The sequence below is a fragment of the Psychrobacillus sp. 05T411 genome, assembly GCF_056396485.1.
Genome location: NZ_JBFTLO010000025.1, coordinates 17,795 through 44,188, shown reverse-complemented (window position 1 = coordinate 44,188; position 26,394 = coordinate 17,795). Strand labels below are relative to the sequence as shown.

Genomic DNA, 26,394 nt, shown 5'->3' with positions numbered 1-26,394 from the left:
TTTCGCTACAGTCGTACGCTTTCCGCCGGGTGAGCGATGAGCCATCCCCGCCGCCCTTAGGCGTACGTTGGGATGTCTCATTAGCCCACTCATCCGGCAGGAGTCGACGCCTGTAGCGAAAATCAGTGGAAATTGCCCAATTACCCATACCATCCCATAAAAAAACAAAATTTCAACCAGTTTTTCCATTGCATGCATCCATCCAGTAAATGGCTTAGGGCAACCAACCGATCACTGGGAGCAACCAGTTCTATATGGAAAGCAACCAAATCAACATGAGAGCAACCAATTCTCAAAATGGCTCTTTACTTAATGTGAGACAACTATAATTCCAACATATTATAGGAATTATATGTCTTATAGCCCGTTGAACACGCCTGGCCGGCATCTACTCGACTAGTTTGTCGTGTTCGCAGTGGATATTGTTTCGTTCAACCATTTATTGTTAATATGGGATCTCAATAATTTAGCAATTTTCATTGATTTTCGCTGCAGGCGGCGACTCCAGTGGGATCAAGTGAGTAAGATGAGACTTCACAACGTACGCGCAAGCGGCGGTGAAGGCTCATCACTCACCTCACGGAAAGCGTCCGTCCTGCAGCGAAAATCATAGCGGTCACTAGTAAACGCACTACGTCGCAGTATCCCTATAATGTGCGTCATGTTATTTGCCAATCCCATTTGCTAAATCTGGTCAAAGACAGGCGCTTCATCGATTTTATTGTTAAATTATTATGGTAAAAAACTAATTAATTTACAGATTTGAAACACGAATTACTTAAAAACGAATGTCCCTTCTTTATCTTCATATAGGGAGCGGATATGCAAAGGAACATGATGGAGAGCAGCAAATTTGGCTGCTCTTTTTTGTATGACTTCTACTGGTCCATTTATTTTATGTTGTAATTCTTCATAAGTCATTGAAGTGATTAATTCGACGTTTTTACTTCTAAAAGGATCAGAAGTCATCACACCTGGAACGTTTTTATAAAATTCCACGACATCAGCATTTAAATAATGTCCATAAACGACTGCAGTTAAATCACTTCCACCTCTGCCAAGAGTGGTGAAAGTTTGCGTATCTTCTGCAACTCCTTGAAAACCTGGTACGACAATACAATGGAAATCTTGGAAGGCGGCAGCTATGGATGTTGTATCTACTTTCTCTATTTGAGCATCCCCGTAAGCATCATTTGTAATAATTCCCGCACTTTTTCCGTATAAAAGAGTTGCTACAATTCCTTCTTTTTTTAATTCTGCGCAAAGTACAGATGCAGATATTAGTTCACCACATGCCGAAAGTAAATCCGTTTCAACACTATTTACAGCATTTGGTACTAAATCTAATAATGTATCCGTTGCGTAGTGCTGACCACTTCTTCCCATTGCTGAAACAACTACCAATACTTGTTGATGTACAGTTATTGCTTTTTTAATCCTTGCCATAACCAATTTTCTGTTCTGATGATCCTGCATTGCAATTCCACCAAATTTTTGCACTATCATATTTTCAACCACTCTACTCGTGACATTTCAAACACTCCGTTCATACGATACAAGGAATTCATTTTACTTTATGCGAACTCACAAGAATGGTGTAGGGAGTGTGTTACTATTTTTCCTTTAAAAGAACTATTGGATTGTTTAGACTACAAGATTACAGGAGACTTGAAGGACTTTAAGATAAACAGATTTATTGATCATTCCAAGCAAATAAAAGAAGGGGATGTGTTCGTTTCCGAAACGGGTAATAGAGTTTTTATAGAAGAAGCAATACAAAACGGAGCGACAGCAATACTCAACGATTATTTTATCCAAGACTGCAGTGTTCCGCAAATTATTTTACCGACGGATATGCATTTGTTAAAAGAGAGAATTTCCTATATGACGTATGAATTGTACGGGAAACAAATAAAAACAATTGGAATCACTGGCACGAATGGAAAAACTACCGTAGCGTCTTTTGTTGGGCAATTATTGATGCAACATCAAAAAACAGTGTGCGTTATTGGTACACTTGGCGTTTTTATAAATGGTAAGAAATTAGAACAACGCTTTAGAAGTAATACAACATTGCCTTTTTATGATTTCATGCAAGTAGTAAAATACTGTTTTGAACAGAAGGTGGAATACATTGTATTGGAAGCTTCTTCCCAAGGATTATTGGACAATCGATTAGGAATGTATCCAATCGATTTAGGTGTATTTTTGAATATAGGAAAGGATCACCTAGAATTCCATGGGGGAATGGTTCCATATAAGAAATCAAAAGAGCTCCTTGCAACGATATCTAAACAATTAGTTATTAATGATGATGATGAGTGGTGTCAATCCATTGCAGAAAAAACGATACTACCAGTTATCCGTTTTGGTGAAAAATATACAAATGACGTTATTTATCAAAACGTCGATTATTCAAACGAAATGGTCCATTATAAGTTTTGGGTAAGAGATAAAGAAGTGCACTTAAAGATGAAGAACAGTGGTTATTATAATGGTATGAACATAGCTGCAGCGATAGCCTGTTTAACAGCACTTGAGATTCCGTTTGGAGAAATAAAAGCTCTTACGCTACCTAAAGGAAGGTTAGAGCAAATCCATAATAGTATAGGAGTGGAAGTGCTAATTGACTATGCACATACACCTGATGCCTTAGAGGCTTGTTTATCTACCATTACATCGTATGCAAAAAAGGATATTTATGTTGTTTTTGGTTGCGGGGGAAATCGAGACAGACAAAAAAGAAAAGGCATGGGAGAAGTTGCGACTAAATATGCGACAAAAGCAATTATCACTTCCGATAATCCAAGAAATGAACGCCCGGAAGACATTATTGCCGATATTGTAAGCGGAGTGGACCCTAGTAAAGTAATGATTGAACCTGACCGTAAAAAAGCGATCAAGTTAGCATTACAAACTGCCCAAGAAGGGGATGTCATTTTAATAGCAGGAAAGGGACATGAGCAAGAACAGATTGCTCAAGGTAGTATAGTCCCTTTTTCTGATCATCAAGTAGTATGTAATTATTTTGAAGAAGTTGGTGGATTTATAACAAAAAATGATCCAGTGGCATGAGCAATTCTTTTACCGTTTGGTTGTGTGACTACACATTCGAGCACGAGTGTTTGGCGACCTCTATGTATATATGACGCTGTAGCGATCAATGATTTTTCCGTAGCTGCTTTCACATAATGGATATTCATATTCGTCGTTACAGCGCCTTTTCCTTCTGGTTGTAAATCTTTGTTCACAAGATATCCCATGGCATTATCCATAAGAGTTGCGATTATCCCCCCGTGTGGATTATCAAAAGTGTTATAGGAAAGTGGTGTAATTGGAAAAGTGACCATACATGTATCTTGCTCAAATTGTATGTCCATCTGTAGAAGGGCATTTAAATAAGTAGTGTTATCCGTGTGTTGTTTTTTTTGTAACCCTATTAGAAAATCTTTTAGAAGATTCATATCCGTTTCTGATGCGTTTTCAGTTACTTGGTTAAGCAAAAATTGTAATTCATTCATTATTTTTTCTCCTCACAGTAAGTTAATAATTTAGCATTTGTTTCTCCATTTCTGTTATGATATACAGAGATTGGAGGTTTTATAAATGATAATGACCAATGAATGGGCCACTATAATGGACCAATCAGATCTACTATGTACAATGGTACTTTCCTCTGAACAATTTTATCAATATTTAAATGCACATCGTGCTGTATATACAAATTCGAATCTAGTACGTGAAATTAATCATTTCACAAAACTAAAAGATCAATATGAAGAGGTCCAACGATTCGGAAAATACCATCCTGACTATTCGAAAGTTATGAAAGATATTCGCGTAACTAAACGAAAGCTGGATATGGTAGATGAAGTTGCAACATTAAAGGTTGCCGAAAATGAATTGCAAGATCTTTTAGATGAAGTGAGCTTGCTAATCGGTAAATCTGTTTCAGAAGGTGTGAAAGTTCCTGTCAGCAACCCATTTTTTTCATCCGGCGGCTCAAGCTGCGGAAGTGGTTGTGGCACCGGTGGAGCTTGCTCGTGTTCTGCATAAGAAATACGAAGGATGTGTGCATTTACTTGCACACATCCTTTTTAGTCTAGTTTTAATGCTTCGATTGCTAGGTCGGGTCGATCGGTGACAATTCCTTTAGCACCGTTCTGGATTAATTTCTTCATCATTACCGGATCATCGATAGTCCAATAGTGAACAGGAATATTCAAAGAAGTGATGAACTTGATAAACCCTACACTATCAAGTGGAAATACACCGGATTTCAATGGAATTTGAAACACATCTGCCTTTGGATGATATAAATGTTTAAATTGGCTTGTGTATGCAGTATATGCCTTCTTTACTTCCTTTTCCCCAGCACCTAAGGCAACTGTATTTTGTGCATACAGGTTAAAACGATCTATTTGCTCATCGTAAAAACTAGTAACTACAACACGCTTATAAGCTTGTCTTTCTTCTAAAAGTCTCCAAAGCTTGGAAGGCATTAAACTACCTTCATATGTTTGCGGAGCATCTTTAATATCCAAATTGATAAGCATTTGGGGGTATGTATCGAGAAGTTCACCTAATGTGATAATATGTTCACCACACCCCCTATAGATTTTAGAACCTTCTAAATTGGCAAAGTGGTAGCCAAGATCGGCTTCTTTTAATTGTGCGAATGTGTAATCTGCCACTTTACCACTTAAATTTGTCACTCTGTCTAGGTATTCATCGTGAAAAACGATAATTTCTTCATCTTTTGTTAATCGTATATCTATTTCAAATCCGTGTACACCTAATTTTGCTGCATTTTCAAAAGCGGCAAGCGAACATTCTGGAGCAAGTGCCGCTCCCCCTCGATGTGCAAGGATGATTGGCTGCTCGTATTCAAGCGCTTCTTTTGGAGTACGAATTTGTGGTTTAGAAATAGCTTTTGTGCTTGCCCAAGCTGCTCCTGCAGCCGCAGCTATAGCGAACGCAACATTTGTTTTTTTACCCATTATTCAATTTAACCTCCTTTTTAACTATTAACTTTTCTAATTATAACTTTTGGACATACAACTGTCAGCTAGTTGTTGTTGCTATCATTTTCCCGGTTATGTTATCCTAAAGAGGAAGAAATGAGGGGAAAAAGTATGACAGAAAGACAAGGATTAATTGTCTATGTGCATCATTTAAAACAAGCCAAATCATTAAGAAAATATGGCCATGTCCACTATATATCTAAAAAATTGAAATATGTCGTCTTATATTGTGATCAAGATCAAATTGAAATTGCCAAACAGAAGATGAATAAACTTCCGTTTGTGAAAGAAATACTAGAATCGTATCGCCCATTTTTAAAAACAGAATTTGAAAATAGTAAACCAGATAAAGCGAAAGAATACGATTATAAGATTGGTTTGTAATGTAATCTAGAACTACTGTAACGGTGGTATTAAATTATTTAACCGTAAAACGCCGATCACATATTGATAAAATAAATTTGTGTCTACAAAAGTGGATGAATGTTTCATATCAATTTGGATTGGCTTGATTTGTAGCGTTTCTAGCGTCTCCTTAAAAACAGAAAGTCTTTTAGGTACCAGTCCTGTTTTTTGTATTCCTTCTCGACATATATATATTGGGAAAAAATTAGCCTTATTAATTGGTTTTAAAGCAACTGCAATGGAAAAGTACTCTTTCTCTTCTTTTTTAGACGTGAATATAAATGCATGGTGTAAACGATCTTTATTTAAGCGAGTAAGTTCACAAAGCTCAAATACATCTCCATAGCCTTCACCTAGTTCTATAAAACGTTGAATCAATGGTATCACTTCCTTTCCAGTCCATCTTACCACTTTGTTGGAGGGAAATTCTATGAAATTTGTTATAAGTTTTTTAACGATGTCGCTTGTCGTTGTAAATAGTGTATTGCTTTTATTTCAATACCATGTTTACTCCTCTAGTTTGGAAGAAGAAGCGCAATCTTTTTATTATGAACAAGAAGTCGAACTGTCATTTAAAAGCGACAGAGTGATTGTAAAGCAACATTTCCGTCATTTGCCACAAAAACAATTGACTATTTCATGGCCGATCTCAAGTGAAAATAGAAGCTGTAATTTAAGTACGAGTGATAGCTGTAATCGATTATCGGATGATTTAATATCGTTCGATGAGGGGGAGTCACCCGAGCAGAGCATCTCGTATGAAATTCCGTTAGCTGATGGATTAATGGATGGAAAACTATTAACTGGTTTTTTAGCGAAAATTGAAAAAGGTGGAGTTTCTTATACAACGCTTCATGTGACAGATGAGTTGAAAAGAGGAGGGATGTGGGTTAGCGGATTGCCGGTAATTGGCACCACATCGCTAGATCTAATCGATTATACCCTTTCATATGGAGTTGGAAATATTACCGATTTATATTGGCAACAAGAAATAATTCCAGTGAAATATGAAAACGATTATTTTACTGTTCATTCAACTGAAGATCTTTCGGAAGAACTGCGTGCACGATTAGATAACTTGAATATTCCAAATAGTACGCATATGACCTTGCTTTTCACTGAAAATAAAAATAATATTAAGTCATCCCGAATAGCATTTATATTAGGCAAAGATATTGACTCAATTGAACGTGATTTAATCGTAAAAAGTGTTCAATCACAATATGAGTTAAACGGAGAAAACCCATCGATTTCTGAAGTAATTAGTAGTTTTTTGATGGAGCGTCCGATTGGAAATGAAAAATCAAACTGGATGTATGAAACAGTTCGTGATTATATGACAACAAGTCAGCTTATTGAATGGAAAGCAATGTTGACAAAAAATCGTCCATTAAATGCTAAAGGATTAGATAAGCTATTGTCAGAAGTAATCGATTTGAAAACTTCATTCTTTCAAATGAATGAACAAACTGAATCGGAACAGTTTCCGTTACTCTTGGAAGATGAGCGTCCTTTGTATGTAAATGGGGTGCTATTAGAAGAGATGAAATTATTAATGAAAGATGGAAAAGTTTTATATGCAGCTAAACCGTTGCTTACTGAATTAGATTATACTTTAAATTATACAGATAAAGGGTTATACGTACAAAATGATTCCAGAGCATTTCGTTTTCCCATACAGGAACCTTTTTATGTATTGAATGAGAAACGATATGACGCAATGTCAGAACCGTTCGAGCGAATTGGAGCAGAATTTTATATAGAAGAAGCGTGGATGATTCGATTGTTTTTATTGAATTTAGATAAAGAAGAAGATCGAATAAATATTACGGAATCCCCACCACTTTAACATTAGGAGTCTTAACATGAGAGTAATATCAGGAGTCAACAAAGGGGTGCCGTTAAAAGCGGTACCTGGAACGAATACACGACCTACGACAGATAAAGTAAAAGAATCTATTTTTAACATAATCGGTCCCTATTTTGATGGAGGGATTGCAGTAGATTTATTTGCAGGTAGCGGGAACTTAGGTATTGAATCATTAAGTAGAGGGATCGATTTATGTATATTTATCGAAAAAGATCAGAAAGCGATTCAAACGATCAACGAAAATTTAAAAAAATGTCGTTTAGAAGATTCGAGCGAAATATACAAGATTGATGCATCTAGGGCGGTAAAAGCGTTTGAAAAAAGAGAGTTAAAAATCGAGCTGTTATTTGTAGATCCACCGTATAATAAAACTGCATTTTATAATTTAGCTGAAAAGATTGTAGAAGTTGGATGTATGAGCGATACAGGGATTATCGTGTGCGAACATGATAAAACGGTAAACTTGGCAACTGATTTTGGTGCTTTTACTCTAGCTAGACGAGAAACATACGGTGGTACTATTATTTCTATTTATCGTAGACGTTTAGAAGAAGAGGGGTATTAAATTGGTTAAAATTGCAGTAGTACCAGGAAGTTTCGATCCAATTACGAACGGACATTTAGATATTATTAATAGAGGAGCGGCTGTTTTTGGACAAGTTAATGTGGTTGTCTTAAACAACTCTTCCAAAAACCCTCTTTTTTCAGTTGAAGAAAGAATGGAACTGATCAAAGAGGCAACGAGTCATCTTTCCAATGTGAAAGTGGATACATATTCTGAGTTATTGATGGACTATGCAGAAGGTGTAAATGCAAGCGCCATTATTCGAGGTCTGCGAGCGGTTTCCGATTTCGAATATGAAATGCAAATTACATCGATGAACCGCGTATTAAACGATGAAATCGAAACCTTTTTCATCATGACAAAAAACCAATATTCTTTTTTGAGCTCTAGCATTGTCAAAGAAGTAGCCAAGTATGGAGGGAAAATTGAAGAATTAGTACCTCCACAAGTAGAAGCTGCCCTACGACAAAAATTTAAAAAATCATAACCTTGCCATCTCGGCAAGGTTTTTTTATGACAGAATTGTTACGGGTGCCTGGCACCTGTAACAATTCTGTCATACTAGTAGTTTAGAATATAAAAAATAAAGGGATGATGAGCATATGCAGGAAGCGAAATAGAATATAGCGTTTGATAGGTATTCTGGCTTTCTGAGCAAGCACAATGATTTGCATGTGAATACTAATACCGCTAAAAGCAATAATGATTGCTACAATAAATGGAAGAATTGCTTTGCCAGCAAGTATTTCCCCCGCTAAACTAATTCCGCCAGTCATTTCAAAAAAAGATGCGACAAATACTAATAATAACGGTGAAATGGATGGCAGCACTTCTTTTACAGATTCAAAAACGATAATACTCACCGTTGTGAAAAAAATTACCGTAGTACCTATTAGCAATAATATTTGCGAGGTTTCTTTTATGCTTTCCTGGAACGGAGAAACGGCAATTGATGGTTTGTAATCATTCTGTTGTATAGGTTGCGAAAAAAAGATGAATACTAAAAGAAATAGTAAATTGAGTAGATGTATAATGATTAACAATTTCAAGCCTGCAAACTCTGCATGAAAAATTTCTATTCCAACAAATCCGATCACAAACATTGGGCTCGGTGCATGACAAATCCCTAATAACCAACTCGCATTTCGTTCGTTTAAAGTGCCCATCTCCTTCAACGAAGAAATCACCGCAGCTCCACTTGGAAATCCTCCAATCGCGCTTAATATGTACACATTCATATACAATTTAAACTTATTCGTTGTATGTAAAAAAGTATTTTGCGACCTTATAAACATTTGCGTAATAACTAAATAAGGCAACAAATAAGGAAGTAATGACGTCGTAAAAATACGCATCCCTTCCACGGCACCCCTATGGGCCGTACCAGGTTGTAGAAATAATAATATGATTAATGCCCAGCTTCCGATCGTGATTATAATATGCATAAATTCATCCTTTATTTTTCAATTGTTTTGTCAGAAAAAAATGGAAGTGATAAACTAATACTCATATATAGTTAAGAAAGAGAGGGAGAACTTATGAAGAAGAGAAATTCTGTAATCCTTCTTTTCGTATTTGCGATTGCGCTGGTACTTGCCTTTTATCCAATGGAATCCTATATTTCCAAACCAGGAGGTGCCTATGAGCTTTCTCCATTTGTCGAAGTGGAGGGTGGAGATGAGGATGACGTTGGAACAATGAGTCTACTCACGATTGCGCTTGCAAAGGCGACACCACTTACATATGCATACGCTAAACTAGTGGATAATCAAAAAATATATAAAGCCAATCAAATTCGCCAAGAAGATGAAGACGATAAAGAATATAATGTCCGTCAATTAAAGCTTATGTCTGATTCTCAATTTAATGCTATTACGGTTGCATATAATCGAGCGGGTAAGCCTTATACGATAACAAATAACGGAATATTTATTTTTAATGTAGTGGACGGCAGCGCGGCTGACAATGTGTTAGAAGCTGGTGATAAAATTTTAGAAATAGATAATATAAAGGATTTAACCGAAAGCTCCATTCAAACATATTTAACGGACAAACAAGAAGGAGACACGATCCAACTACTAGTCGATCGAGAGGGTAAAGAGCTAATAAAAGAGGTCACACTTAAAGTGGTTCCTGGCGTTCTGGATAAACCCGGTATTGGTATTTCCTATAAAGAAGATAAAATCGTTGAAACTACCCCCATTGTCCATATGAACACGGAAGATATTGGAGGTCCTTCTGCTGGACTCATGTTTACACTTCAAATATTAAATCAATTACTTCTAGAAGATATTACCAAAGGGCATAATATAGCTGGTACTGGGGAGATGCTTCCAGACGGAACGGTCGGACGTATCGGAGGAATTGACTTAAAAGTAATTGCGGCAGATCGAGAGGGAATGGAAATCATGTTCGCTCCTGACGATGAGATTGATCCTGCAATTTTAGAGAAAAACCCGGATCTTACATCCAATTATGAAGAAGCACTAAAATCGGCAAAAAAAATAGGCACAAAAATGAAAATTGTACCTGTAAAAACAATTGACGATGCGCTAGCATATTTAGATAAACTAGAGCCAAAATAAGGTATTATATTCGAATCGGAGCAATACGGAAGTCGCTCCCAACCATTTGTTGCCCAAACGAACTTTGTAAACCGAGATAATATAAATTGGCTGCTTTTATATCTAACTGAAGTAATCTATTTTCTTTACTTGCGGCTACTCTACTTACAAGTGGAAGCTGCAAGTCTTTTTTTATCGATTGTAAATAGGCCTGTCCTCTTTCGTTCATCCCCAATGGGCGAATATAAGTCGGTAACTTGGTCTCTTTCAATTGTTTCCATGTAAATTCATTAAAAATATGCGTTAACATTCGCTGAATTCTAGTCCATGTAAATCGCTTCGATTTTATCTTCTCCATAAAAGATTGGAAAGTAATACTAGTGGTCGCTGCATTCCAAATAGCATTTTCCATACCTTCTGTCACTTCTGCAAACTGCGCCAATGTTTCTTTCGTATGACGTAAAATAATAAATCGAAGTAAAGGATAAAATTGATCCCAATTTCCAAAAGATTTGGCTATGCTTTGCCATTCATATAATGCCTCTACACTAGTTATTGGCATATAGGTTTGCACAGCGCCTAATTCCTCATTGTCAAACAATAGTTTTCGTATTCCGGTTGCACTTGCAATAGTTTCCGAAGCTTTGGCTGAGTCGTGATAATTTGCGACTACACGTTGGATTGTCTGGGGTTGAATTTCCATATGTAATGTTTTAGCCGCCTCTATATAGTGATAGCCTAAAATATTATTTGGCTTCGACAGGTCAACTAATGGCACAGTCACATCTCTAGAAACAATTTGATAAGCTTCGTTTAACGCTTTTGGGTAACTAATTCCCTTTTTCATGAGTGTAGAAATAGCTGAATTATAAGCAGTTGTATTTTCGGTTAATAAATCATAGGTATGCTCAAACGCCTTTAAAGAGCCCTCCTCGCTCCCAAAACAAAATGACGTACATTTTAAGGCATCTAATAAAAAAATCGCTCCTTTTGCAAAATCGCTAGCCTGAGCAGTTGCAAATGCGTAAGGTAGCTCAATTACTAAGTCAACACCAGCAGAAAGAGCCATTTTCGTTCGTGTCCATTTATCTACAAGCGCCGGTTCACCACGCTGTAGGAAATTACCAGACATTACAGCAATCATCACGTCACTATTTGTTTTCAGTCGTGACTGCTGTAAATGATGTAGATGGCCATTATGAAATGGATTATATTCCACAACAATTCCAGTAGCTTTCATATTCCAATCAAATCCTTTCCATAATCAAATTATAGTGTTATTATATTGTAGTGACAAGAAATTATCTTGACATCTAAATTCAGTCATTATATAATCAACTTTGTTGTCTTGAGGTGATAATCGTATGAAATGGGCAATTAGTCAACTAGCAAAATATCGTGAAAACGGGATGCCGTTTGATGAGTTCGTTACACTTGAAAAAGTGAAGGAACTAAACCCGGACGTTCGAAATATTTCACCCGTTCATGTAACAGGGCATTGCACGTTTGGTGCAGCGCAAATGACTTGTCATTTTCAGCTTTCAGGAACTCTAATATTACCTTGTGCTCGCACTTGGGAAGATGTAGAATATCCATTTGAGATTCAATCTGATGAAATTTTCAACTGGTCTGAGACTGCAGCTGCTTCTGCTCAAAACTATGATAATTTTCATGTTGTAGAAGGAGATGTCATTCATGTAGACCCAATTCTAGAAGAGTTAATTATTCTAGAAATTCCATTGCAAGTGTTTAAAGAAGGTGCAGACCACGTTAAACATGAAGGTGGGAATGGTTGGAGTTATACAACTGATGAAGATCTGAACGATATGCAAGAAGATGAACAACCAAAATTGGATCCAAGACTAGCTGATTTAGCTAAGTATTTTGATCAAACAGACGAATAATAGATCTGTAAGGAGGTGCCACCAATGGCAGTACCAGCTAGAAGAACTTCTAAAACTGTAAAAAGAAAACGTCGTACACATTTTAAATTATCCGTACCTGGTATGGTTGCTTGTTCAAATTGTGGTGAAATGAAATTGGCTCACCGTATTTGTAAATCATGCGGTCAATACAAAGGGAAAGAAGTAGTGAGCAAATAATTCAGTATTTGTTCCATAAAAGACTACCAAAGAGACCATGGCTCTTTGGTAGTTTTTTGTTTTATAAAATTATTGTATGTAGATAGCTTTCAATCAACAGCAGAAGGTCTGTCTTTATATTGGGGCAATGCGTCGTAGAGTGACCTTTAGTCTTCGCGCAATGTTTGTAAATAATGCGTCCAATTCCTGGTCGTATCGCCCCGAGTCAACTTGTTATTTTATGAATTGGTTGCTATCGATGACCGAATGGTTGCCCTAATCCATTTACTGGATTCTCTCCTAATCATACTTCTTGTTCATCAATTGGTATGGTACCCTTGATATAGAAAATTGCAAAGGGGAATGGATATGGCATATACAATTGAAAAAAGAGACGAAATTATTATCTTTGAAATAAACAGACCTGCAATCCATAATGCGATTAACGGGGAAGTCGTAGAAGGTTTTAAACAATTAATACAAAAAGTGAAAACAGATAATTCCATTAAACTAGCGGTTATAACAGGAGTGGGTGAAAAAACTTTTTGTTCAGGCGGAGATCTCTCCGTTTTTCATAGGCTCAAAACAGAGCGAGAAGCCTATGTAATGTTAAGTGAAACAGCGCAAGTTTTATATGAAGTTGCCACATTAGATATTCCGACAATTGCTTTGTTAAACGGGACTGCTGTAGGTGGAGGTTGTGAAATCGCTACATTATGTGATTTTCGTTTAGTGAAAAAAGAAGCAAAATGTGGATTTATTCAGGGGAAATTGGGAATTACTTCTGGTTGGGGCGGAGGCTCATATTTATTGGAAAAAGGGATGAGGCATGATCATGCGTTGCAAATGCTAACAGAAGCCGTGCCATATACTTCTGACTATCTTCTATCTATCGGTTGGGCAACTGAAGTTTTTGAGGGTGATAAATATGGTGCTTTAGGAAAGTTTATCGAGAAAATGAGTGTCCCACATGCTTCTGTTTTAAAAGCATACAAAAAACAAGTTATTCAAAAATGGGAAAACACCCAATTATATGAACGGATTATGGCGGAAGTATCGACTTGTTCGGTTCTTTGGGAACAGGATGCCCATCATGAAGCGGTTGATGCTTTTTTAAAAAGATAACCGTTTTTAGAGTCTATTTGTACCCACTTTGCATATATTAGTAAAAAAGCAAAGGGTGAAAAACATGAATGTTAAAATTAGAAAAGATAGTTGGAGTGCGGAAGAAGACAATCTTTTAAAAGAAATAGTCTTAAAGAAAATAGAGCAAGGCCTCACGCAAATTTCTGGATTTGAAGAAGCAAGCATTTTGTTAGGTCGCTCCAAACAAGCTTGCGCATTCAGGTGGAATAAAAACCTACGCCCTCAAATATTTAAAAAAGAAACTTCATCGAAAGAACATGTAATAAGAGATGTGGCAGACTCTTCCACTTTACAAAATCATTTACAGTTAGCGATGGAAAGTTATGATGAGATGAAACAGTCATATGATGAAATCTCTAGCGCTTATAATTTATTGAAAAAAGATTACGAGCAATTATTAAATTGGGCCAAACAAGGAATTACGCATTTAGAACGGCAGTAACTAAGAAGTCTCTTCCATTAGAGGCTTTTTTTAATGCAGAAAATAGAAGAGTAGTAATAAAGAACGCACAAAAAGTATTTTCTTCTGCTAAAATAGAAGGTGTAAAACAAATATTCCACTTTTCAATGAATTCTTACAAACAGTAAGCTTCGAAAAATGGAATATACGCGAGTGTCCCTAAAAGGGGAATGGTAGGAACAGCAAAGGGAGGAAATATCAAAATGAAAAATTTAGCATCAACAATGGCAGGAACGGTATTTACAGTAAACGTAGCAGTTGGAGAGGAAGTTTCTGTTGGACAAGTTGTAATGGTACTAGAGTCAATGAAAATGGAAATTCCTATCGAAGCAGAAGTGGTTGGTAAAGTAGCAACTATCAATGCAAATGAAGGCGATTTTGTTAACGAAGGAGACGTTCTAATTACGTTTGAATAAACTAGCGCTTGCGCTTTTCTAATAAGGGGGATTTACAAAATGGGAGAAGTAAAAGGGTATAATGAACGATTAGAAGAAAAAATAGCATCGATTCATGCAGGTGGTCACGAAAAATATCATGAAAAAATGAAACAACAAAATAAATTATTTGTACGGGATCGCCTAAAACTACTTTTCGATAACGGTGAGTATGCAGAAGATGGTCGATTTGCAAATGTAGAAGCAGGAGATTTACCGGCAGATGGTGTTGTCACAGCGACTGGTAAAGTAAATGGACAAACAGTTTGTGTTATGGCAAATGATTCTACCGTGAAAGCAGGTTCATGGGGATTCCGCACGGTGGAAAAAATTATACGTATACAAGAAATAGCAGAAAAAAATAGAGTGCCATTATTATATTTAGTAGATTCCGCTGGTGCTCGAATTACTGATCAACTAGCTATGTTTCCAAACCGCAGAGGTGCCGGTAAAATATTCCACAACCAAGTAAGACTTTCGGGTTTCATCCCACAAATTTGTTTATTATTTGGTCCGTCTGCAGCAGGTGGGGCATACATTCCAGCGTTTTGTGATGTAGTCTTTATGGTCGAAGGAAATGCATCGATGTATTTAGGCTCCCCTCGTATGGCGGAAAAAGTAATTGGTGAAAAAGTGACTTTAGAGGAGATGGGCGGTGCGCGAATGCACTGCACAGTTAGTGGAGTAGGGGATGTACTTGTCACTTCTGAAGAAGAAGCAATTGAAGAAGCAAAACGATATTTAAGTTTTTTCCCGGCAAACTTCACGAAGAAGCCCGAAAAAGTAGAAGCGAAAGCAAACAAAGAAGGAAGAACCTTAGAAGCAATTATTCCAGAAAACCAAAACGCGCCATTTGATATGTATGAGGCAATTGATGCGATAATAGATGAAGGTACATTCTTTGATGTGAAAAAACTGTTTGCACCGGAACTTATTACAGGATTTGCTCGCATTGAAGGTCAAGCGGTAGGAATAATCGCGAACCAGCCCAAAGCAAAAGGTGGGGTGCTTTTTGTAGATTCGGCGGATAAAGCAGCAAAATTTATTTCACTTTGCGATGCTTTTTCCATTCCACTCGTATTTTTAGCAGATGTTCCAGGATTTATGATTGGAACGAAAGTGGAGCGAGCTGGGATTATAAGACATGGTGCCAAGCTCATCGCAGCGATGAGTTCTGCAACTGTGCCAAAAATCTCGGTCATTGTCCGTAAAGCTTACGGGGCAGGACTATATGCGATGGCTGGGCCAGCCTTTGAACCAGACGTATGTATTGCACTTCCAACGGCTCAAATTGCGGTGATGGGTCCAGAAGCAGCTGTAAATGCTGTTTATTCCAATAAAATTGAAGCAATAGAAGATCCGAAAGAACGACTGCAATTTGTACAAGAAAAGCACGCAGAATATAAAGAAGAAATTGATATTTATAAGTTAGCTTCTGAAATGATTATTGATGAAATTGTTGCACCGAGTGATTTACGCCAGGAGCTTTCCAATCGTCTTCGTTATTATGAAGACAAAGAAATTGCACAAGCACCTCGAAAACACCCAGTGCTTCCTGTATAATCTTTTTAAAAAGGTCTACCATTACCGGTAGACCTTTTTAAAAACCTGAGGTGATTCATATGAATATTGGAATTGTAGGCGCCGGGTCTATCGGAATGTTATTTGGTGCCTATTTAGCAGAAGCAAAGCATACTATTACATTTTTAGTTCGAAATCCTAATACATCAAATGAGTTCTACATAGAAAAAAGGAATACAACTAAGCAGTTGATCCCTAGCAATCTTGTTTATAGCATGGACAAGCTAAACGAAATGGATTTAATCATTGTAGCGGTGAAATATCATCATTTACAAGCCTTAAAAGATGAAATAGATGCATTGCCAAAACATATACCGTTGCTATTTTTACAAAATGGGTTACTCCACCTCGCGTTTGCTACTACATTAAAACAAGACACTATCTTGATTGGTTCTGTTTTACATGGAGCAACGAAAAAAGATACACATACAGTCCAACATCTTGGAGTAGGGGTTACGACGATTGGTATTTGGAAAGGAGAATGGGCAAGGATAGAGGAATTATTACTTTCTCCTAATGCGCATTTTCCGTTAGAAATGTCCACTAAAATAGAAGATGTGTTGTTTAAAAAAGCTATGTTAAATAGTTTGATTAATCCTTTGACTACAATTGCACATGTTCCGAATGGCGCGGTTGTACAAAATATAGCTTATAAAACGATTACTAAAACTATTTACGATGAAATGCTAAATGCATTTGAAGAGTGGAGAGGTCGATTTTCATGGGATGAAGTAGTCGCGCTATGCACAAATACGCAATATAATCATTCTTCCATGTTAAAAGACTATGAAAATGGCCGTTTGATGGAACTTGATACTATTGTTGGGGCAATTATAGAGGAAGCGACTAAAAGAAATAAGAAATTGCCGATATTGCATACATTTTATTTATTATTGGCTGAAAAGAATAAAGTAGGTGAACGACATCTTTAATACGATTATTTCATTTTTGCTATTATACCCTATCGCACTATTTATTTTAGTATTCAGCGTTTCTAAATTCTTATTACATAAAGGGAAAAAGTCGATCGGTATTGCTGCAGATGTAACGACATTTCTATTATTTTTCTCTGTTTCACATGTTTATTCGGTTATTTTTTCTAAAAATATCGGCTTCATTTTAATCATTTGTTCATTACTATTAGCAACAATCTTAACCTTCCTTGATTGGCGTACAAAAAAAGAAATGGAAGTTCGTCCACTACTTCGAAAGATTTGGAGATTGTTATTTATATTGCTATGTCTATTTTATGCGCTTCTTTGGATAATCGGAGTTATCCGATATGTATTAGGTTATATAGGCTAATAATTTTCCACGCATTCTCCTGTAATGATATACTCATACAAGTATTTGTCTTAATTCAGTAGCATGTAAAGAACTTTGTTGGATTAGGATAATAATCGACGGCGAATATATTGTTTTTGTGAAGCTACGAAAAAAACGCCGAGATGAAATTGATAATTAGAGGTGGAAAAATCGTGCGATTAGAGCAACATACACAACCATTCACGAGCCTTTTTTATAAGAAATATTTGGAGAATACGGCTAGTTTATCTTCTTTTTTTCATTATGAATGGAATCAAAAGGCACTTAATAAAAGACTACAAGAAACTAATTTTAGCAAAACTAAAAGAATGGAACTTGTAGAAGTATTAACAACGTATATGCGTAAGTTTGGGCTTTCAGAAAAAAGCAACGAACATTTAGAAGAGTTGAAAGACAATGGAGTCGTCGTAATTGGTGGACAGCAGGCCGGTATATTAACAGGGCCTTTGTATTCTATCCATAAAGCGATATCGGTTATTACATTAGCTAAACAGCAGAGGGAGAAACTTGGAGTGCCGGTTATTCCTGTTTTTTGGATTGCTGGAGAAGATCATGATATTGACGAGATTAACCATATTTACATAGAAAGAAGTAGAAAACTTCAAAAATTCGTATATCCGCAGAACACGAAAATAAAGAAAATGGCTTCAGAGACATTATTTGATAAGCCGTTAATGGTAAATTACTTGACTGAAATTTTTCAAAGTTTACCGGAAACCTTATACACAAAAGAACTTTTTTCTAAAGTAGTGTATCACTTAGAAAATAATAATACCTATTCCGATTTCTTCGCAGCACTTATGAATGATTTCTTCCAAGAAGAAGGTTTACTTTTAATAGATGCTGCTTACGAGCCGCTTCGAAAGTTAGAAAGCGAATATTTTCAACTCTTTGTGGAGAAGTCTTCGGAGCTTGCAGAAATTGTTTTCGAAAAGGAAACAGAATTTGAAAAAGCCGGATTTGGTACGCCTATTCAAACAAAGGATTCAGCTGCCCATTTATTTTATGTGGAATCTGGGGAACGATATTTATTAGAAAGACAAGATGGTCAGTTCATCCACGAAGCAAAAGGGCTTTCTTTTACAAAAGAAGAGTTGCTTCAAATTGCAGTTAATCATCCGGAGAGATTAAGTAACAACGTTGTAACGAGACCAATTATGCAAGAAATGGTATTTCCAGTATTAAGTTTTATCGGGGGACCCGGAGAAATTGCTTACTGGGGGACACTAAAAACGGCATTTGAATTGTTTCAGATGAAGATGCCAGTCATTATGCCGAGATTAAGTGTGACGGTTGTAAATACAAAAACGCAAACATTACTCGAAAAACTTTCGTTCACGATACAAGATGTATGGGATGGAGCGGTGGAAGAAGCGAAACTTCAGTACATTAACAGCAATCGAAATGAGCAAATTCCCGAGTTAATCGAAACGATAAGACAGGAACTTGCTGCTAAGTATGAAAAGTTAGAGCTACTCTTAAAAGATGATAATCTAAAACTAAGTCCATTAGTCCAGAAAAACTTGCGTTATCATGAAAATCAATTAACCTATATCGAACACGCAATTGATGATACGCTTCTAGGTAAGTTAGATGCTTCTATTCATCGCTATGATCGAATTATTATGGAATTAATTCCAAATGGGGGATTGCAAGAGAGAATTTATTCCCCACTTCAATTAGTAAATGAAGTAGGAGCAGATTTTATCCAAGAGCTTTTAGAAGTTCCTTATGAGTTTAATGGTAAACATCATGTAGTCTATCTATAAAAAAAAGCTAGCCCCCACAGTTTATGTGGGGGCTTTTGTATGAGGAGAAATATAGCTTTTTTGCACTGTTTTTGTCTCAACAAGTACTATTTACACATTTTGAAAAATTTAATGCTCATTTTTTAAAAAATGGGTGGAGGAAAGTGGGGGGATGTGGTATGTTAATGACATAAAGTGGGGTGAGTAGCATGTTCATGGGCGAATATCAACATAACGTTGATGCGAAGGGACGGTTAATAATACCATCCAAATTTCGTGAACACTTAGAAGACTGTTTTGTTTTAACACGTGGTCTTGATAATTGTTTATTTGGTTATCCTATGGATGAATGGCGAAAACTCGAAGAAAAATTGAAAGAACTTCCTGTCACGAAAAAAGATGCACGAGCATTCACGCGTTTTTTCTTTTCAGGTGCTACTGAAGTTGAAATTGATAAAACGGGTCGTATCAATATTCCAAGTAATCTTCGCAGTTATGCAAAGATGGACAAGGAATGTATCGTACTAGGTGTATCGAACCGCCTGGAGATTTGGGCGAAAGATGCATGGGAAAATTACTTTGAGGAATCTGAGGATTCTTTCAATGACATTGCAGAAAATATGATCGGCTTCGATATTTAGAGGAGGAAAAGGCTTGTTTCATCACACAACAGTATTATTAAAAGAAACGGTAGATGGACTTGCTGTTCGTCCAGATGGTATTTACGTGGACTGCACATTAGGTGGGGCAGGTCATAGCGAATACTTAGTAAAACAATTAAATGAGCAAGGTAAGTTAATCTGTTTCGATCAAGATATGACAGCGATTGAAAACGCAAAAGTAAAGCTTGCCCCATACCTAGAACAAGTAACCTTTGTACATGCGAATTTTCGTTATTTGAAAACAGAGCTTGCTAACATTGGGATTGAAAAAGTGGATGGCATTTTATATGACTTAGGGGTTTCATCCCCACAACTAGATACGCCAGAACGTGGTTTTAGCTATAACTATGATGCTCCATTAGATATGCGTATGGATCAAACGAGCGAGTTAACTGCCTTTCATGTTGTCAATGATTGGGCATATGAAAAGTTAGTGAAAATCTTTTTCCGTTACGGAGAAGAGAAGTTCTCTAAACAAATTGCTCGAAAAATTGAGCAAGCGAGAGAACTAGCGCCAATCGAGACCACTTTCCAATTGGTGGAATTAATAAAAGCGGGGATTCCAGCTGCAGCGAGACGAACAGGTGGACATCCGGCAAAACGAATTTTTCAAGCAATCCGTATAGCTGTAAATGATGAACTTGGAGCAGCGGAAGATTCTCTAGAGGATGCTATCCAACTGATCAATGTGGGCGGAAGAGTTAGTGTTATTACTTTCCATTCACTCGAAGATAGACTTACAAAAACAATTTTTAAAGAAGCATCGTCATTACCTGATTTACCTCCAAACTTGCCAGTAATTCCAGCTGGAATGGAGCCCATGTTAAAGCTAGTAACAAGAAAACCGATATTGCCTTCAGCAGAAGAACTAGAAGTGAATAACCGATCACGTTCAGCAAAGCTAAGAATTGTGGAAAAACTAATTGAAAAAGGAAGTGTCTAAATGGCTTTACGTAATCATCAATCAGAAACATACATAAGTCGTCCTTCTTTACCAAAACAACCACAAATACAAAATCCGGTTAAAAAACATAATAAATTTTTATCAAAAGGCGAGAAAATATTACTCATTTGCCTGCTTTCTGTTGTAACGTTACTCGCTATAATGGTAATCCAAACGCAAACCGCCGTTCGTTCTACAACTACGGACATTTCTCAAATTGAAAAACAAATCGATACTACTTCAAAAGAAAATACAGATTTGTCCATRCAAGTAAGCGAATTGTCTACCTATGATCGCATTTGGAAAAAGGCGGAAGAGCTCGGTTTGAAACTGAATGAGCAAAACGTGAAGGTAGTACCAGGACAATGAATAAGAAATTTCGTTTTCAATGGGGAGCCTTTCTAATGTTTTTATTTTATGGAGGGCTCTTTTTTCTATTGCTAGGTAGATTTGTTTTCATTCAAACTACCGGTGTTGCGGAAGGACAAGTGTTATCAGCAAAAGCAGAATCAAAGTATAATAGAGAACAAGTTTTGCAGGCGAGTAGAGGGAAAATTATTGATAGGAATGGGGAAGTGATTGTCCAAGATACACTAAGTTATAAGATGATTGCAGTTATTAGCCCAAAAGCTACTGAAGATATCAAAGCTCCTAGACATGTAATTGATCCAGAAAAAACGGCTCAAGTATTATCGGAATATATTGATATGACAAAGGATGAAATAGTTGCTCTACTTAACAAAAATATAGAAAAAGAAAGATATCAAGTCGAGTTTGGAAAAGCAGGTAGGGATATTAGTCATAAAGAAATGAATGAAATAAAAGCACATAAACTACCTGGTATCATTTTCGTACAAGATTTAAAAAGACTTTATCCTAACGGGCAATTTGCTTCGCATTTAATCGGGTTTGCATTAAAGGAAGAGAACGATGATGGAAAAGCAGAGACGGTAGGGAAAATGGGGCTCGAATATATATACGATAAAGAGTTAACTGGAACCCCAGGTAAAGTTGAGTTTAAAGGGGATACAAAAGGATTTTTATTGCCAAATGCTAAAAAAAATGTAACAGAACCACAGGATGGGCAAGATATTTATTTGACCATTGATAAAACGATTCAAAACTTTTTAGAAGATGCCTTAAATAACGCGGAAGAAAAATATAATCCAGAGAAAATGACTGCTATTGTAGCGAATGCCAAAACAGGAGAAATTCTTGCAATGTCCCAAAGACCTACATTTGAGCCCAATACCAGGGAAGGTCTGTCGACAAATTGGTTAAATGAGGCAACCGAACAAACAATTGAACCTGGTTCGACGATGAAAATCTTCACTTTAGCAGCGGCTATTGAAGAAGGTGTATGGGAACCAAATGCTACCTTTAAATCAGGTTCTTACACATTATATGGTGATACGATTCGAGATCACAATGTATACGGGTGGGGCCAAATTAGTTATTTGGAAGGTTTCCAACGATCCTCTAACGTATCCATGGCATACCTCCTGAACCGAATAGGTGATGAGACATTCATCGACTATATTCATCGCTTTGGTTTTGGTGAAAAAACGGGCATCGATCTTCCAAACGAAGCTACCGGTACAATTCTTGACACATATCCAATGAATAGAGTAACGACTACCTACGGTCAAGGTACAACTGTAACACCTATGCAAATGGTTCAAGGGATGACTGCCATAACAAATAACGGAAAAATGATGCAACCATACGTAATCGATAAAATTGTCGATCCAAATACCGGTAAAGTATTAAGCAATCATAAGCCGACTGAAAAAAAATCCCCTATTTCAGCGGAAACAGCGGAAAAGGTAAAGGAAATTTTAGCTAGTACGGTTACATCTGAATATGGTACCGCGAAACGTTTTAAGTTAGATGAATATACAACGGCTGGAAAGACCGGCACCGCGCAAATTGCAAAACCAGGTGGAGGTTATTACTGGGGTCGCGAAGTTTTCTTATATTCCTTCTTAGGAATGGCACCAGTGGAAGACCCACAACTAATCGTGTATGTAACTGTTCACAAACCTCATCTAGAGTTAACGGAAGCTGGATCTCAACCGGTTGCAGATATATTTAATGCAGTAACAGAAAAAAGTTTAAAATACTTAAATGTTCAACCTGAAAACCTGGAACTTGCTACGCCTATTGAAATGCCAAATGTAGTAGGTCAAAATATTGTAGAGAGTCAAAGTATGCTAGAGTCACAAGGACTGAAAACTGTTATAATTGGGCAGGCGGAAAACGTATTGGAACAATATCCGACTGCTGGCACTTCTATCATTTCTAGTGGCACTGTGTTTATTAAAGGACAGGGTGACATATATTTACCAAATTTTTCTGGTTGGTCTAAGCGGAATTTAATGTTATATAAATCATTAGCGAATCTTCCAATAGAAATTATTGGAGAAGGATTTGTCACAGAGCAAAGTTTGACAGCAGGTTCCCTAGTAACTAGTGAAACACCTATCGTTGTCCAATTAGCGACTCCCGAGGAAACAAATAATGCGGTTCCTGAGGAAGAAGAATTACTGGAAGAACTGCCACAGGATTAGTAGAGTTGTAAAAGAGGGATAGAATAGTTGCTGCCATTTTCTCATATCTTATCTAAAACGAGTAAAAGGAGAAAATGGCATTTCTAAAATAAAACAAATGATCCGTCTACGAATGATTTGGCTGATTACAATTATTTTATTTGTGTTAGTTGGAGCTAAACTAATCCAGCTACAATTTTTTCAATTTGATGAATTGACATCGAAAGCAAAAGAGAGTTGGGATCGAGAGCTTCCTTATTCATCGCTCCGCGGCAATATTTTGGATAGAAACGGAGAAGTAATCGTAGGCAATAAGCTGGCTCCGACATTATTTTACATGCCATCTCAAAATGATAACCCCGAGMAAGTAGCAGACCAAATCGCACCACTTATAGAAATGGAAAACGAAAAGCTATTGGAACAAATAAACAAAAGAGAGTCGATTGTGAAAATTGCACCAGCTGGAAAAAAMATTTCTACTGAACTAGCAATGGAAATACAAGATAAGAATATTAAAGGTTTGTATGCAGGTGTCGACTACATAAGAGATTATCCACATGGGGAGATGCTTTCTAGATTACTAGGTTTTACTGGTTACGATACACAAGGACTTGCGGGGATTGAATATCAATATGATGATGTATTGATGGGAAAAGGTTCCGCTATTCGAATGTATACGGATGCAAAGGGTGTTCCGTTACCGCATGTAGATGATGGTTGGAAAAGTGGAGTTAAAGGAAATCATGTACAGTTAACCATCGATATGAACATCCAACAAGTAGTGGAAAGGGAACTTTCCCAGGCGATGAAGCAGTATGATGCGACTCAAGCTATCGGTATAGCAATGAACCCTAACACGGGAGAAATACTTGCACTCGCTTCTGCTCCAAACTTTGATCCTGCTAATTATCAAGATGTGGATTCTACCATTTATAATCGTAATTTACCAGTTTGGATGACGTTTGAACCGGGCTCGACATTTAAAATAATTACACTAAGTGCTGCGTTAGAAGAAAATGTTGTTGATTTGGAAAATGATCATTTTTTTGATCCAGGATACGTAATGGTAGAAGGTGCTAGACTTCGTTGTTGGAAAAGACAAGGACATGGAGATGAAACTTTCTTAGAAGTCGTGCAAGACTCCTGTAACCCCGGTTTTGTCGAGCTGGGCAGAAGAGTTGGTCCTGAAAAGCTTCAAGAGTATATTCGCAACTTTGGTTTTGGAAAATCGACCGAATCGGGCATGGCTGGAGAATCAACGGGCATTCTATTTAGTAAAGATCGATACGGTCCTGTGGAACATGCGACAACATCATTTGGTCAAGGGATTTCGGTAACACCAATTCAACAAGTGCAGGCGGTTTCTGCAGCCATAAATGGTGGTTATTTATATAAACCGTATATTGTCAAAAATGTACTAGACGGGGAAACGAATGACATTTTATCTAGTACAGAACCTGAGATGAAAACACGAGTTATTAGTGAAGAAACATCTGCAAAAGTTCGAGATGCGCTAGAACATGTTGTAGCGTTAGGATCAGGAAGGTATGCATATAGAGATGGTTTGCGAATCGGTGGAAAAACAGGAACTGCCCAAAAGGTGAAAGATGGAAGATATATGGATGGTGAATATATCGTATCTTTCATCGGTTTTGCACCAGCCAATAATCCGGAAATCGTTGTATACGTTGCAATCGATAATCCCAAAAATTCTACGGTATTTGGGTCTACTATTGCAGCACCGATTGTCGGGCAAATAATCGAGGATACGTTGGAAATCACAAACAGCGGTGAACAATTAGAAAAAGAATACAGATGGGGTGACGTCGAACAAGTTCGCGTTCCAAATTTAGTAGGAATAAAGAAAAAAGAAGTAACGTCCTATATGTATCCATTTTCAATAGTTTGGCATGGTGAGGGAGAAGAAATACTTACCCAGCTACCAAAAGAAGATACGCTCATACCTATTGATGGCACGATACATGTATACACGAAATAACCATAAAAAAATATATAACTATGGAATATTCAGCTATAGTTGATGGCAATTAAGGAGATTTATTCATGACATTATCTGCAACGATTATAACACTTTTTGTTAGTTTTCTATTATCGGTCATTCTCGCACCAATCGTTATACCTTATTTAAGGAAAATGAAGTTTGGTCAAAGTATTAGAGAAGAAGGACCTCAATCACATCAAAAAAAAGCAGGAACGCCGACGATGGGTGGACTTATTTTTATCACTTCCATCATCGTCTCCACGGTAGGTTTGTCGTTTTACTTCGATAAGTTAACGACACAATCGATCGTTTTGCTCATCATCTTAGTTGGTTTCGGGGCTATTGGATTTTTAGATGACTTCATCAAAGTCGTACTTAAACGAAATCTTGGATTAACATCGATTCAGAAATTGATCGGTCAAATTGTTATATCCATTGTTGCCTACTTCTTATTGAAATTAGGTCCTTTTGATACAACACTTGCTATTCCATTTACGGACATCGATCTATCTTTTGGCCAATTTTATGTGGCATTCCTCATTTTCTGGTTAGTCGGATTTTCTAACGCAGTAAATCTGTCGGATGGGTTAGATGGTTTAGTATCTGGAACCGCATCCGTAGCTTTTGTTACATTTGCGGTGCTTGCGCTTACATTTGAACAAACGGATATAGCTATTTTCGCATTTAGTGTGGCTGGTGCACTTTTAGGATTTCTATTATTCAACAAAAACCCAGCAAAAGTATTTATGGGAGATACAGGTTCACTAGCATTAGGTGGTTCTCTTGCAATGGTATCTATTTTAGTGAAGCAGGAATTGATGTTGGTAATCGTTGGGATTATTTTTGTAGTAGAGACATTATCCGTTATTTTACAAGTAATTAGTTTTAAAACGACTGGAAAGCGTATTTTTAAAATGAGCCCGATACATCATCATTTTGAATTAGTTGGTTGGAGTGAACGTAAAATTGTTACAGTATTTTGGGCAGTTGGTTTTGTTGCCGCTATGTTTGTTGTATTGATGGAGGTTTTGTAA

29 protein-coding genes are annotated in these 26,394 nt (G+C 36.9%); 22 read left to right on the top strand and 7 right to left on the bottom strand.

Going from position 1 to position 26,394, the window contains the following annotated elements; genetic code table 11:
- Nucleotides 1–189, bottom strand: a 189-nt coding sequence (locus AC1DFT_RS16425) for a hypothetical protein (RefSeq protein ID WP_478159999.1), incomplete at its 3' end; no start/stop codon positions are given.
- Between the two features lie 585 nt (nucleotides 190–774).
- On the bottom strand, nucleotides 775–1,506 hold the full coding sequence (locus AC1DFT_RS16420) for an amino acid kinase family protein (protein WP_478159997.1): 732 nt from the start codon (nucleotides 1,504–1,506) through the stop codon (nucleotides 775–777).
- A gap of 162 nt (nucleotides 1,507–1,668) precedes the next feature.
- Here AC1DFT_RS16420 and AC1DFT_RS16415 point away from each other — a divergent pair, with 162 nt between their 5' ends.
- The gene (locus AC1DFT_RS16415; protein ID WP_478159995.1) at nucleotides 1,669–3,075 is read left to right on the top strand and encodes a UDP-N-acetylmuramoyl-L-alanyl-D-glutamate--2,6-diaminopimelate ligase; all 1,407 of its coding nucleotides are present in this window, start codon (nucleotides 1,669–1,671) and stop codon (nucleotides 3,073–3,075) included.
- Here AC1DFT_RS16415 and AC1DFT_RS16410 read toward each other — a convergent pair.
- Nucleotides 3,024–3,521, bottom strand: coding sequence for a PaaI family thioesterase (locus tag AC1DFT_RS16410; RefSeq protein ID WP_478159993.1), 498 nt, complete (start codon nucleotides 3,519–3,521; stop codon nucleotides 3,024–3,026). The genes AC1DFT_RS16415 and AC1DFT_RS16410 overlap by 52 nt on opposite strands.
- An 85-nt stretch (nucleotides 3,522–3,606) precedes the next feature.
- On the opposite strand from AC1DFT_RS16410, the gene AC1DFT_RS16405 reads away from it, so the two are divergent.
- A complete protein-coding gene (locus AC1DFT_RS16405; RefSeq protein ID WP_478159991.1) occupies nucleotides 3,607–4,056 on the top strand; it encodes a YlbF/YmcA family competence regulator in 450 nt (149 codons plus the stop codon).
- A 41-nt stretch (nucleotides 4,057–4,097) separates the two neighbouring features.
- Here the strand turns inward: AC1DFT_RS16405 and AC1DFT_RS16400 are convergent, their stop codons facing one another.
- Nucleotides 4,098–5,000 (bottom strand): glycerophosphodiester phosphodiesterase family protein, encoded by a 903-nt coding sequence (locus AC1DFT_RS16400; RefSeq protein WP_478159989.1) that lies wholly within the window; start codon nucleotides 4,998–5,000, stop codon nucleotides 4,098–4,100.
- Between the two features lie 135 nt (nucleotides 5,001–5,135).
- Here AC1DFT_RS16400 and AC1DFT_RS16395 point away from each other — a divergent pair, with 135 nt between their 5' ends.
- Nucleotides 5,136–5,408 (top strand): YlbG family protein, encoded by a 273-nt coding sequence (locus AC1DFT_RS16395; RefSeq protein ID WP_478159987.1) that lies wholly within the window; start codon nucleotides 5,136–5,138, stop codon nucleotides 5,406–5,408.
- 12 nt (nucleotides 5,409–5,420) lie between these two features.
- On the opposite strand, the gene AC1DFT_RS16390 is transcribed toward AC1DFT_RS16395, so the two are convergent.
- Entirely contained in the window at nucleotides 5,421–5,816 is a 396-nt protein-coding gene (locus tag AC1DFT_RS16390; RefSeq protein ID WP_478159985.1) for a DUF7147 family protein, read from the bottom strand.
- A gap of 43 nt (nucleotides 5,817–5,859) precedes the next feature.
- Between AC1DFT_RS16390 and AC1DFT_RS16385 the strand changes: the two genes are divergently transcribed.
- Genes AC1DFT_RS16385 through coaD form a run of 3 tightly spaced genes read left to right on the top strand, consistent with a single transcriptional unit; the run spans nucleotide 5,860 to nucleotide 8,351 of the window.
- Nucleotides 5,860–7,278, top strand: coding sequence for a hypothetical protein (locus AC1DFT_RS16385; RefSeq protein ID WP_478159983.1), 1,419 nt, complete (start codon nucleotides 5,860–5,862; stop codon nucleotides 7,276–7,278).
- A 16-nt stretch (nucleotides 7,279–7,294) separates the two neighbouring features.
- Nucleotides 7,295–7,864 (top strand): 16S rRNA (guanine(966)-N(2))-methyltransferase RsmD, encoded by a 570-nt coding sequence (rsmD, locus tag AC1DFT_RS16380; RefSeq protein WP_478159981.1) that lies wholly within the window; start codon nucleotides 7,295–7,297, stop codon nucleotides 7,862–7,864.
- 1 nt (nucleotide 7,865) lies between these two features.
- Entirely contained in the window at nucleotides 7,866–8,351 is a 486-nt protein-coding gene (gene coaD, locus AC1DFT_RS16375) for a pantetheine-phosphate adenylyltransferase (protein WP_478159979.1), read from the top strand.
- Between the two features lie 82 nt (nucleotides 8,352–8,433).
- Here coaD and AC1DFT_RS16370 read toward each other — a convergent pair whose 3' ends face one another.
- Complete coding sequence (locus AC1DFT_RS16370; RefSeq protein WP_478159977.1) at nucleotides 8,434–9,309, bottom strand: hypothetical protein; 876 nt, start codon at nucleotides 9,307–9,309, stop codon at nucleotides 8,434–8,436.
- A gap of 93 nt (nucleotides 9,310–9,402) precedes the next feature.
- On the opposite strand from AC1DFT_RS16370, the gene AC1DFT_RS16365 reads away from it, so the two are divergent.
- Entirely contained in the window at nucleotides 9,403–10,449 is a 1,047-nt protein-coding gene (locus tag AC1DFT_RS16365; RefSeq protein ID WP_478159975.1) for a SepM family pheromone-processing serine protease, read from the top strand.
- 4 nt (nucleotides 10,450–10,453) lie between these two features.
- Here the strand turns inward: AC1DFT_RS16365 and AC1DFT_RS16360 are convergent, their stop codons facing one another.
- A complete protein-coding gene (locus tag AC1DFT_RS16360) occupies nucleotides 10,454–11,668 on the bottom strand; it encodes a nucleotidyltransferase (protein ID WP_478159973.1) in 1,215 nt (404 codons plus the stop codon).
- Nucleotides 11,669–11,792: 124 nt separating this feature from the next.
- Between AC1DFT_RS16360 and AC1DFT_RS16355 the strand changes: the two genes are divergently transcribed.
- The 15 genes from AC1DFT_RS16355 to mraY all read left to right on the top strand — a co-directional run bounded on the left by AC1DFT_RS16355 (nucleotide 11,793) and on the right by mraY (nucleotide 26,394).
- Nucleotides 11,793–12,332 carry a YceD family protein gene (locus tag AC1DFT_RS16355; protein ID WP_478159971.1) on the top strand — a complete coding sequence of 180 codons (540 nt, stop codon included), beginning with the start codon at nucleotides 11,793–11,795 and terminating at the stop codon, nucleotides 12,330–12,332.
- A gap of 24 nt (nucleotides 12,333–12,356) precedes the next feature.
- Nucleotides 12,357–12,530, top strand: coding sequence for a 50S ribosomal protein L32 (gene rpmF / locus AC1DFT_RS16350; RefSeq protein WP_093263953.1), 174 nt, complete (start codon nucleotides 12,357–12,359; stop codon nucleotides 12,528–12,530).
- 348 nt (nucleotides 12,531–12,878) lie between these two features.
- A complete protein-coding gene (locus AC1DFT_RS16345; RefSeq protein WP_478159968.1) occupies nucleotides 12,879–13,634 on the top strand; it encodes an enoyl-CoA hydratase/isomerase family protein in 756 nt (251 codons plus the stop codon).
- A gap of 64 nt (nucleotides 13,635–13,698) precedes the next feature.
- Entirely contained in the window at nucleotides 13,699–14,097 is a 399-nt protein-coding gene (locus AC1DFT_RS16340; RefSeq protein WP_478159966.1) for a transcriptional regulator, read from the top strand.
- Between the two features lie 221 nt (nucleotides 14,098–14,318).
- Nucleotides 14,319–14,531 (top strand): biotin/lipoyl-containing protein, encoded by a 213-nt coding sequence (locus AC1DFT_RS16335; protein ID WP_478159964.1) that lies wholly within the window; start codon nucleotides 14,319–14,321, stop codon nucleotides 14,529–14,531.
- 39 nt (nucleotides 14,532–14,570) lie between these two features.
- Entirely contained in the window at nucleotides 14,571–16,112 is a 1,542-nt protein-coding gene (locus AC1DFT_RS16330) for an acyl-CoA carboxylase subunit beta (protein WP_478159962.1), read from the top strand.
- A gap of 59 nt (nucleotides 16,113–16,171) precedes the next feature.
- Nucleotides 16,172–17,062 (top strand): ketopantoate reductase family protein, encoded by an 891-nt coding sequence (locus AC1DFT_RS16325; protein ID WP_478159960.1) that lies wholly within the window; start codon nucleotides 16,172–16,174, stop codon nucleotides 17,060–17,062.
- Nucleotides 17,046–17,435: a DUF3397 domain-containing protein gene (locus AC1DFT_RS16320; RefSeq protein WP_478159958.1), complete on the top strand. Its 390-nt coding sequence runs from the start codon at nucleotides 17,046–17,048 to the stop codon at nucleotides 17,433–17,435. Before AC1DFT_RS16325 ends, AC1DFT_RS16320 begins: the two co-directional genes overlap by 17 nt.
- 173 nt (nucleotides 17,436–17,608) lie before the next feature.
- Nucleotides 17,609–19,225: a bacillithiol biosynthesis cysteine-adding enzyme BshC gene (gene bshC, locus AC1DFT_RS16315; protein WP_478159956.1), complete on the top strand. Its 1,617-nt coding sequence runs from the start codon at nucleotides 17,609–17,611 to the stop codon at nucleotides 19,223–19,225.
- Between the two features lie 188 nt (nucleotides 19,226–19,413).
- Nucleotides 19,414–19,845, top strand: a complete 432-nt coding sequence (mraZ, locus tag AC1DFT_RS16310) for a division/cell wall cluster transcriptional repressor MraZ (protein WP_142608601.1) — start codon at nucleotides 19,414–19,416, stop codon at nucleotides 19,843–19,845.
- A gap of 13 nt (nucleotides 19,846–19,858) precedes the next feature.
- Nucleotides 19,859–20,809 (top strand): 16S rRNA (cytosine(1402)-N(4))-methyltransferase RsmH, encoded by a 951-nt coding sequence (gene rsmH / locus AC1DFT_RS16305; protein WP_478159953.1) that lies wholly within the window; start codon nucleotides 19,859–19,861, stop codon nucleotides 20,807–20,809.
- Entirely contained in the window at nucleotides 20,810–21,178 is a 369-nt protein-coding gene (ftsL, locus tag AC1DFT_RS16300) for a cell division protein FtsL (RefSeq protein WP_478159951.1), read from the top strand. It abuts the gene before it with no gap.
- Between the two features lie 35 nt (nucleotides 21,179–21,213).
- Nucleotides 21,214–23,379, top strand: a complete 2,166-nt coding sequence (locus AC1DFT_RS16295; RefSeq protein WP_478159949.1) for a penicillin-binding transpeptidase domain-containing protein — start codon at nucleotides 21,214–21,216, stop codon at nucleotides 23,377–23,379.
- 112 nt (nucleotides 23,380–23,491) lie between these two features.
- Nucleotides 23,492–25,357: a penicillin-binding transpeptidase domain-containing protein gene (locus AC1DFT_RS16290; RefSeq protein WP_478159947.1), complete on the top strand. Its 1,866-nt coding sequence runs from the start codon at nucleotides 23,492–23,494 to the stop codon at nucleotides 25,355–25,357.
- Between the two features lie 65 nt (nucleotides 25,358–25,422).
- Nucleotides 25,423–26,394, top strand: coding sequence for a phospho-N-acetylmuramoyl-pentapeptide-transferase (gene mraY, locus AC1DFT_RS16285; RefSeq protein WP_478159945.1), 972 nt, complete (start codon nucleotides 25,423–25,425; stop codon nucleotides 26,392–26,394).